Genomic DNA, 9,363 nt, shown 5'->3' on the forward strand with positions numbered 1-9,363 from the left:
CGGCACCGGCCGCCACCAGTCGGCTACTGTGCGGACAACGCCGCACTGTCCACCGCGGTCCGCGGTCCGCGGGTCCCGCGAGGAGGAACCCTGTGTCATCGCCCTGCGACCCTCGGTACGCTCCGGTCGGCGATGTGGGGGCGGCGCTCATGATGGTCGACTCTCAGCTCAAAGCCGTCCACAACGGCGGCAACGCCGCGACCGACCCCGAGCGACAGGCGCTGGTCGACCAGTACACCGCGTCGCTGGGCCCCAGGGAAGCCGATGACGTGCTCGACGGCATGTGCACGCTCATCTTCATGTTCATGCGGTGGCTGCGGGAGGCTCACGAGGACCAGGACAAGGACGTCCTCGCCTACGTGGTCCCCAGCCTCGTGGCCACGATGCGCATGATGCCCAAGAGCTGCCGTCCCGAAGCCATTCCCACCATGGCCGGCCTGGTCATCGCCGCGGGCACCGGCCTCAGCCCCAACCTGTGGCGGGAACAGTTCGGGGACTGGACCAAGGAGGAGCTGACCGCCCTGGAAGCGACCGCCCTTCTGCTCGCGGAACACATCAACCGCGTCACCGACGACCCCGACTTCGCCACCCGCCTGATCACCGACGCGCTGTCCAGGTCGGAAGAGCTCTGATCTGCCGCGGCTTCCGATCTGCCGCGGCTTCCGCTCCGGTGCCGTCGGCTCGGCTGAGCGCCCGCCAGGTCACCTCAGCTGCTTCACCAACTCGGCGCGTGGCAAGATCACTCCTGGTGTGGGTGGTTGAGAGAGGGGCGGGGCTTCCTGGTGCGGTTACGGGAACGGCTGCGGTACTGGTTCGACGGCACGATGGACCGGGGGACGCCGGCGCTGATCGGCTGGCTGGGGCTCGCCTCGGCCGGTCTGATCGTGGTGGTCGCCAGCTTGGTGGTGCTGTTCACCGACGAGGACACCGAGGCGCACGGCGGTTGGCTCGGTGTGGCATGGATGAGCCTGCTGCGGACGCTCGATCCGGGCACCATGGGCGACGACACCGGGCGCCCTGTCTTCCTGGCTCTCATGCTGACGGTGACGATCGGCGGAATCTTCCTGGTCAGTGCGCTGATCGGCGTCCTGACCGCCGGACTGAACACCCGGATCGAACGGCTCCGCAAGGGCAGGTCACGGCTCTTCGAACGGGGCCACACGATCGTCCTGGGCTGGTCGGAGCAGATCTTCACGGTGATCGAGGAGCTTGTCGAGGCCAACCAGAGTGAGCGCCGCTCCTGCGTGGTCGTACTCGCCGACCGGGACAAGGTCGACATGGAGGAGCAGATCAGACTGCGGGTCCCCAAAATGGGGCGGACGCGGGTGATCTGCCGGTCGGGCAACCCGCTCAAGCGCGCTGATCTGGAGCTGGTCAGCCCGGACACCAGCAAGGCCATCATGGTGCTGCCGCCCGCGGACCCGGAGGCGGACACCATGGTCATCAAGACGCTGCTGGTGCTGAACAACCGCGCCTGGCGCAGCAGCCGGCCCCATGTCGTCGCCGCTGTACAGGACTCCGACAACCTCGCGGCGGCCCGTCTCGCGGCGGGCAAGCACGGCTGGGTGATCGACGCCGACGACATCGCCGTCCGCTTCATCGTGCAGTCCCACCGCCAGACCGGGCTGTCGACGGTCTGCAACGAACTGCTCAGCTTCTACGGAAACGAGCTCTACATCCGCGCCGAGCCCTCGCTCGCCGGGGTGACCTATGGCGAGGCCCTGCACCGGTACGAGCTCGGCGTGCCTGTGGGGCTGCGCCGGGCCGACGGGCAGAACCTGCTGAATCCGCCGATGGACACCGTCATCGACGCCGCCGACGGCATCATCGTGCTCGCCGAGGACGACCTGTTCATCAAGCTCGCCACCGGACACCGGGCCGGCATCGTCGAGGAAGCGCTGGTCTCCGCCGAGCCCCGGGACCGGACACCGGACCGTACCCTGCTGATCGGCTGGAACGGGCGGGTCCCGAAGATCATCGAGCTGCTGGACAGCTTTGTCGAGCCCGGCTCTGCGCTGGACGTCGCGGCGTCGCACCGGCCGCCGCCGGACGTGATGGCTCCGTACGAGAACCTCACGGTGGGCTTCAAGCACTGCCGGCCCACCAGCAGACGCTCCCTCGAGGCTCTCGACCCCGGCAGCTACCAGCATGTCCTGGTGCTCTGCGACGAGAGCACCGATCCTGAACAGGCCGACAACCGCACCCTGGTGACTCTGCTCCATCTGCGCGACATCGAGGACCGGCTCGGCGACCCGTATTCGATCGTCACGGAGATGAACGAGGACAGCAACCGCGAAGTCGCCCAGGTCACCAGGGCGGACGACTTCATCGTCAGCTCCAAACTGATCAGCCTGATGCTGACGCAGCTCACGGAGAACCGGCATCTGCACGACGTACTGATCGATCTCTTCGATCCCGAGGGCTCCGAGATCTACCTCAAGCCCGCGACCCGCTACCTCAAGCCCGGCGCCGGGGCGAACTTCGCGACGGTCATCGAGGCGGCCCGCCGCCACGGTGAGACCGCCATCGGGTACCGGCTGGGCGCACAGCGCGACGATCCGCCCTCGTACGGCGTACACCTCAACCCGCCCAAGACCGCTCCGCTCACCCTCGACGAGGGCGACCACGTCATTGTGCTCGCCGAGGAGGAATGACCTCGGTGACCTGTGCGTAGCCGGTGCGCAGCAGGAAGGTGCTGAGACGGCCGTAGGACTTGGCGCCGAGGATGTAGTAGCCGGGTTCGGGGTTGCGGAGGGTGTCGAGCCCGGCGGGAGGCTGGGCGAGGCAGTCGCCGCCCGCGGCGCCGAGCAGGGTGGCGGAGAGGTTCATCGGTGCTGCGGTGGCGTAGCACTCGTGGATCTGGAGCTGGCGGTGGACGGCGGAGTCGGCGCCGTAGCCGGTGAGGCCGAGCACGTGGTCGCAGAGCAGCTCGCGCAGCCCTGCGGGGGTGGTCAGGGTGGCCCGGATGCTGCGGCCGTCCTGACGGAGGGCGGTGAGGCGGGTGCCGGTGTGCACGCGTACCCGGTCGCAGGCGCCGCTTGCCAGGGCGCGGGAGGTGTCCACGAGGCGCCGGCGTTCGGGGAGTTGGTCGTCGGGGATCTCGCCCCAGTCGGGTCTGGTGGCGCGTACGGCCCACTCGACCCGGGTGTCCGGCATGCCGGCGAGATCGCGGGCAGCGGTCTGGGCCGACTTGCCCGCACCGATGAGCAGGACGGTGCCGCGCCAGCGGTCCGGTGCGGCGGGGTCGGGCAGGGTGCGGGTGATGCGGTGGGCAAGGGCGCGCTCGCCGAGTGCGGGGATGCCGCCGTCGCCGAGCGGGTTGGGGTGGGCGTAGCTGCCGGTGCAGTCCAGGACGAGGTCGGCGTGTGCGTATCGTTCGCCGGCCGGTCCGTCGAGGAGCAGGCGGAAGGGGGCGGCGGCGCGCTGCCGGGTGCCGATGTGTTCGTGTTTCAGCAGCCCCTCGCGGGCAACGGCCACCACCCGGGTGCGCGGGGTGATGCTGCCGGCCAGTGCGGGGAGCTCGGCCAGCGGCTCCAGTAGGTGCCGGGTCAGTTCCGCTCCCGTGGGGCAGGCGTCGCCCTCGGGTGCGTGCGGGCCCAGGTGGGCACGCATACGCGGGGAGAGGTTCAGCTCCCAGGGGGTGAACAGCCGTACATGTCCCCAGTCCCGCACGTGCGCGGCGACGGTCGGCCCGGCTTCGTAGACGGTGACGGGCAGCCCCGCGTCCGCGCAGGCCAGCGCGGCGTCGAGGCCGATGGGTCCGGCGCCGAGGACGGCGACGTGGCGAGGGGTCATGGCGGTCGGCTCCCTTCGCTGACAAGGGTCATACGGCGCAGCGGACGGGCCTGGGCAGGCTGCCGTCGGCCAGGCGGGCGGCGAAGAAGTGCTCGGTCACCAGTTGTTTACCCCGCTCCAGCGAGGTGCCGGGGCCGGACAGGTGCATATCGGGGCTGGTTGCCTTGTCGGCTCCCGCGGGGTGCCAGTGCAGTCCGTCGGCGGTGACGGTGAGTTCGGGAATGCTGGAGTCCGCGCCGATCTCCGCACCGTACCCGGCGTGCTCGGCGAAGCCGCGGCGCAGCAGTGGGCGGACGGCGAAGTTCTCCGCGGGCAGCCCGAGTTCGCCAAGGAGCCTTGCCACGGCGGGGATCTCGTGGGCGTTCTCCGGGGTCTCGGTGAGGGCGACCCGGGGTGGCAGGCCGAGGCCGATCAGGTGCTGGATGCCGTCGAGGGTGCGCTGCCAGGAGCCGGCGCCGCGGTGCAGATCGTGGGTGGCCGCCGTGGCCCCGTCGAGGGAGGTCTGCACGGTGAGCTTGCGCCCGGCCAGTTCGGCGAGCCCGCGTGCTCTGCTTCCGCGCAGCAGCATGGCGTTGGTCAGAACGACGGTGGGCAGCTGTGCGGAGGCGTGGTCGAGGAGGGAGACGATGTGGGGGTGCAGGAACGGCTCGCCGCCGGTGATGTACAGCTCGCAGAAGTCAGCGGCCACCGCCTCCTCGACCAGCGCCCTGACCTGGTCCTCAGCCAGCCTGCGCGGGTCTGCCTTCGGGGAGGAGGCAACGGCGCAGTAGTCGCAGGCCAGGTTGCAGTGGAAGTTGGTGTAGAGCCACAGGCGCGACGGGAAGTAGGGCGAGCCGAACAGCGGCACCACCGGGCGGCCCGTGGCGTCCTGCAGGGCGGGTGTCGCCGCCGCCTTGTCCCAGCCCTCCCCCGACTCGTCCTGGAGGCGGTGTCCCGTATCGGCGGGCCGGAAGCCGGTGGCGAGAGTCGAGCGGTAGAGGTGGAAGCGGCCCCGGGAGCGCTCGCGGGGCGGGAGGATCTCCAGGCAGGTCGTCCACCAGCCCGTCTCGACCGTCTCGACCAGGCACTCGGGCAGCCCGACAGCCCGCATGGACGCGGCCTGGGCTCGCCAGTCGTAGGCCAGCGGCACCAGCTCGGCCTCCGTCCGGCCTGCTTCCAGGTCGAGTACCGCGTACCGGACCTCACGTCGGCCGTCGTTGGCCGGTTTGCCGATGACGCCGACGTTGACGACGAGGGTGCCGTCCACGGTCCGCTGCCAGGGCAGTCCGCTATGGGTGCACAGCACCACGTCGGCGCCGGAGGCCCGTACGCGCTGCCGGTGCTCGTCGGGCGGCAGTGACTCCCACCAGAAGTCGTTCAGCGCGAGCGTGGAACCGTGCACCATGTGGACGTCCACTCCGGCGATCGTCTCCCGGCGCTCCGTGGGCAGGGTGCCCATCCATGCGGCGAACTGAGGGCTGGTGGCGGCGCGGGTGTGGTCGTAGATCAGCTGTGCGTACTCGTTGTCCTTGGGGTCGCGGTAGCCGCAGCCGCAGTCCTCGTCGCCGCGGGCCAGGGCGACGTCGTAGTTTCCGGCGACACATTCGATGCTCTTGCTGGTCAGGATCGGCCACAGCGGGTCCATTTCGGCACCGAATCCGCCCAGGTCGCCCAGGCAGAACAGCCGCTCGCAGCCGCGCCGGCGGGCGTCGTCCGCGAAGGCGTGCAGGGCGTACGGGTTGGCGTAGGGGCCGCCGCAGACCGCGATCCGCATCAGGAGTCTCTCCTCATGGTGGGGAGTGGGGGCAGGAGGCGTGGGCCTGCGGCGTAGCGGCGGCGGATGGCTTCCGGGGCGACGCCGAGGAAATGGAGCAGCTTCAGGTACTGCATGAAGACGATCATTCGCCACACACCGTGGGCGACCAGCCGCCGGGAAGAGGCCGTGGACGTGGCGGACAGCAGCACCAGGCGTCCGCGCCGGTGCAGCCGCCGGGACAGCTCCAGGTCCTCCATGATGGGCAGTTCGGGAAACCCGCCCAGCTCCTCGAAGACGCTACGGCGCACGAACATCGCCTGGTCGCCGAAGATGTGATGGAGGCGGCGGGCCCGCGCGTTGGAGGCGCGTGCCAGGTAGTTCAGGGCAGGGCCACGGCGGTCGAAGCGGAGCGTCAGGCCGCCGCCCACCACGTCCGGCGCGGCCAGGGCTGCGCGCAGCTGGCCGAGTGCTGCCGGCTCGACCGCGGTGTCGGCGTGCAGGAACCACAGCACCTCGCCGGTGCAGTGGTGGGCGCCGGCGTTCATCTGGAGTGCCCGGCCCCTGGGCGTACGCAGTACGGTGGCGTGCCGCGCGGCCAGCCCGGCGGTGGCATCGTCCGAACCGCCGTCCACGACGACCAGCTCGCAGTCGGGGAAGTCCCGGAGAACACGGCGAACGGCCGCCTCGACGGTGGCCTGTTCGTTCAGCACCGGCATGACGACGGACACGCTGGGGCTGCTCACGGCATTCATGAGGTACGGACCTCCACCACCGGCAGCAGCGTGCGCAGCTGTGCGTTCTCGGCTTCGTCCAGTACCGCGTGCTGGACGCAGGCGGGGACCAGCGTGCCGTCCTCGGGGTGCGCCATCGTGTAGTGACAGGCCGCCAGCCGCTCCTGGGTCTCGCGCAGCGCCGGGTCGGCGGCCTGCTCACCGCGCCGCATCAGCTCCCAGGCGGGGGCGACCTGTTCGGCGTCCATGAACTGGTGCATGACGAAGGAGACCGGGCGGATACGGAACCGGTGCCGCACCAGCCGCACCACCCCCACCCGGCGCAGACAGCGGCCCACCCAGCGCACCGTACGCACCGCGGCGCCCGGGTGCCGGGCGAACACCCGCGCCACCCGTACGGCGATCACGGGCAGCGGCGCTCCGATGAGGTTGACCTTGCCGAAGTGGCGGAAGAACACCTCGTCCCGCATGGCCAGATCACGCGGATCCTCCCGCTCCAGCACCGGGTACCAGCGCTCCCCCACGTAGTAGCCGTAGGCGGCGCGGTTGCAGCGCACGTCGCCGTTCTCCAGCACCCGGTGGTCAAGGCGCGTGCCGGCGCCGCGCTCGATCTGCGCCCATACCGCATCCGGGGTGGCCTGGCGGTAGTTCTCCTTCCAGCGCCGCTCATCACCGAGGTAGGCGGCGGGCTGGAACGAGAACATCCCGTAGCCCATCCGGGCGCCCTCGCGGATCACATCGGCCACTTCGTCAAGATTGCCGGGCGTGACGGTCATGTTGTGCGCCAGGAAGTACCGCACCCCGTGCTCGCGCTCGAGGCGGACGAACATCTCCGCGAACCGGCGCCGGTAGGGGTGCAGTGCCGCCTCGCTGTCCGGACGGGTGATGCCGCGGCGCCCGTACATGAACCTGTCGAAGTGCGCGGCGAACGACAGCCGCGCGATCCGGCGTTCGCCGTTCGCGTCGAGTGCCAGCCGCTCCAGATAGGCGTAGTCGAAGTCCCCGTGGGTGAAGCTCATCGGCTCCCGCCCGTAGTTCCGCATGACCCGCAGGGCGGCTGCGTGGTCGTCCGGCTCCAGCAGCGAGACTTCGCCGCCGATCAGCTGGGCGTGCGCGACCGGACCGCGCTGCTCGCGCAGCAGCGCCATCTGCGCGGCGACGTGCTCCAGCGTATGCGGGCCGTCCACGCGTACCTGATTGGCGTCCCGTGAGTGGTAGCAGGGTGTGCACTTGAGGTTGCACCGGGGGAAGACCCCGTGGGTGCCCTCGCAGCCCACCGCATGCCGCCCCAGCAGCTGCCCGGGAGTGCGGGCCGACTCGGGCAGCTCGGCCCATCGGCGCTCCAGCACCGCCGCGAACTCCGGATCGACCGGCCTGGTGGCCCGAGCGACGGCACGCAGCCGCGCGATGAATCCCACGGCGATCAGCCTTCCTTGTCGGTGATGTGTTGGCGGGTGACGTGTTGGCGGGTGACGTGTTTGTCCGTGACGGGCATGGAGGTGCCGCTCCCAGAGGTGGCGCGTTTGTCCGTGACGCACATGGAGGTGCCGCGCAGCATGCCGGGGCGGAGCAGCGGGATCATCGCCGCACCTTCCTGCGCAGCCCCAGCAGGGCGCCGGAGAGGCGCCGGGTGCGGGGCGTGCCGAGACGCTGGTGGACCTCAGCGAGGGCTGCGTGCCAGGGGCCGTCGGTCCAGCTCGGGTACGGGTGCACGGTGGCCGCGTACCGCGAGGCCGTCCAGCCCTCGCGCACCGCCGCGGCCAGGTGTGCGATCGTCTCACCGGCACGCGGTGCGACGACTGTCGCGCCCACGACGCGCCCGCGCGGCCCGAGCACCAGCCGGGTGAAGCCCTCGGTGCGGCCCTCGGCAACCGCCCGGTCCACCCTGTCGTGCCCCAGTGTGTGCACCCGCACCACGCCGTCCCCGTACCGCTGCCGGGCCGCCGATTCGGTCGGTCCCACCCGGGCCACCTCGGGGTCGGTGTAGGTGACCGAGGGCACCGCGTCGTAGGCGACCGGGCGGGGCACCCCCAGCAGTGCGTGAGTGGCCGCGGAGGCGCCCTGTACCCCGCCGAGGTGGGTGGAGGCGGACCGTCCTGTCACATCGCCTGCCGCGTAGATGCGGTGGTTGGAGGTGCGCAGGTGCCGGTCGGCGCGTACGTTGCCGCGCTCGTCCAGCTCCACACCGGCCGCTTCCAGCGCCAGGCCCCGGCCGGCGGCGCGACGTCCCGTGACGGCGAGCAGCGCGTCGTAGGGCAGCGGCCCGCCGGGGCCGACCACGGATCCGTCCGCCACGCGTTCGGCCCGCCAGCCCGTACGGACCGTCACGCTCTCCGCCTCCAGACGGTCGCGCAGCACCGCGGAGGCGTACGGCTCCTCGCCGGGCAGCAGCCTCTCCAGTGCCTCCACCACCGTCACGTGCGAGCCGAGCCGGGCGAACGCCTGTGCCAGCTCGCAGCCGGTCGGGCCGCCGCCCAGCACCACGAGCCGTTCCGGCAGCTCGGTCAGCTCCCACACACTGTCGCTGGTCAGCGGCTCGGCCTCGGCCAGCCCCGGCACCGGCGCGAGGGCCGGGTACGAGCCGGTCGCGAGCACCGCGTACCGGAACCGCACCGCCCGCTCAGCGGCCCCCAGCACCCGCAGCATCCGCCGGCCTGTGAACCGCGCGGTCCCGTACGCCACTTCGATCCCGTACGGCCGCAGCGCCTCCGGCGAGTCGTGCGGCTCGATCCGGGTGATGGCCTGCCGGACATGCCTCATCGCCGCCGCCAGGTCGGCGGGGCCGCCCGGCACCGGACGCAGCCCGTACCGACCGCCCTCGCGTGCTGCCTGCACCTGCGCCGCCACGTGCAGCAGCGCCTTGCTCGGTACGCACCCGGTCCACAGGCAGTCCCCGCCCAGCCGGGCGCGTTCGACCAGCAGCACCCGTGCGCCCAGCCGACCCGCGGTACGCGCGGCAGTGAGCCCGGCGCTGCCCTCCGACCAGTAGGCCCGGTCGCGCTCCTTCCGCTCGGAGTCCGTGTACTCGGCCTCGTCCTCCAGCGCCTTGCGCAGCGGCGCCAGCCGGGACGGCGGCACGGGCCCGCCGCTCTCCAGCGCGCT

General features: G+C 71.4%; 8 protein-coding genes. 2 read left to right on the forward strand and 6 right to left on the reverse strand.

What is annotated here, in order from left to right; translation table 11 throughout:
- The first annotated feature begins 92 nt into the window (after nucleotides 1–92).
- Together ITI46_RS02325 and ITI46_RS02330 are read left to right on the forward strand one after the other, a co-directional pair.
- Nucleotides 93–632, forward strand: coding sequence for a hypothetical protein (locus ITI46_RS02325; protein ID WP_209237637.1), 540 nt, complete (start codon nucleotides 93–95; stop codon nucleotides 630–632).
- Between the two features lie 126 nt (nucleotides 633–758).
- The gene (locus ITI46_RS02330) at nucleotides 759–2,654 is read left to right on the forward strand and encodes a CASTOR/POLLUX-related putative ion channel (protein WP_247745340.1); all 1,896 of its coding nucleotides are present in this window, start codon (nucleotides 759–761) and stop codon (nucleotides 2,652–2,654) included.
- Here ITI46_RS02330 and ITI46_RS02335 read toward each other — a convergent pair.
- Genes ITI46_RS02335 through ITI46_RS02360 form a run of 6 tightly spaced genes read right to left on the reverse strand, consistent with a single transcriptional unit; the run spans nucleotide 2,629 to nucleotide 9,357 of the window.
- Nucleotides 2,629–3,795, reverse strand: a complete 1,167-nt coding sequence (locus ITI46_RS02335; protein ID WP_209237639.1) for an NAD(P)/FAD-dependent oxidoreductase — start codon at nucleotides 3,793–3,795, stop codon at nucleotides 2,629–2,631. The two genes, ITI46_RS02330 and ITI46_RS02335, sit on opposite strands and share 26 nt — an antisense overlap.
- 28 nt (nucleotides 3,796–3,823) lie before the next feature.
- Nucleotides 3,824–5,548: a radical SAM protein gene (locus ITI46_RS02340; protein WP_209237641.1), complete on the reverse strand. Its 1,725-nt coding sequence runs from the start codon at nucleotides 5,546–5,548 to the stop codon at nucleotides 3,824–3,826.
- Complete coding sequence (locus tag ITI46_RS02345) at nucleotides 5,548–6,273, reverse strand: TIGR04283 family arsenosugar biosynthesis glycosyltransferase (RefSeq protein WP_209237643.1); 726 nt, start codon at nucleotides 6,271–6,273, stop codon at nucleotides 5,548–5,550. Before ITI46_RS02345 ends, ITI46_RS02340 begins: the two co-directional genes overlap by 1 nt.
- A 5-nt stretch (nucleotides 6,274–6,278) precedes the next feature.
- On the reverse strand, nucleotides 6,279–7,679 hold the full coding sequence (locus tag ITI46_RS02350) for a radical SAM protein (protein WP_209237645.1): 1,401 nt from the start codon (nucleotides 7,677–7,679) through the stop codon (nucleotides 6,279–6,281).
- 5 nt (nucleotides 7,680–7,684) lie between these two features.
- On the reverse strand, nucleotides 7,685–7,843 hold the full coding sequence (locus ITI46_RS02355) for a hypothetical protein (RefSeq protein ID WP_209237647.1): 159 nt from the start codon (nucleotides 7,841–7,843) through the stop codon (nucleotides 7,685–7,687).
- Nucleotides 7,840–9,357 (reverse strand): dihydrolipoyl dehydrogenase family protein, encoded by a 1,518-nt coding sequence (locus ITI46_RS02360; RefSeq protein WP_247745360.1) that lies wholly within the window; start codon nucleotides 9,355–9,357, stop codon nucleotides 7,840–7,842. Before ITI46_RS02360 ends, ITI46_RS02355 begins: the two co-directional genes overlap by 4 nt.
- Nucleotides 9,358–9,363 lie beyond the last annotated feature (6 nt).

Source organism: Streptomyces oryzae, assembly GCF_017676365.1.
Taxonomy (GTDB): domain Bacteria; phylum Actinomycetota; class Actinomycetes; order Streptomycetales; family Streptomycetaceae; genus Streptomyces; species Streptomyces oryzae.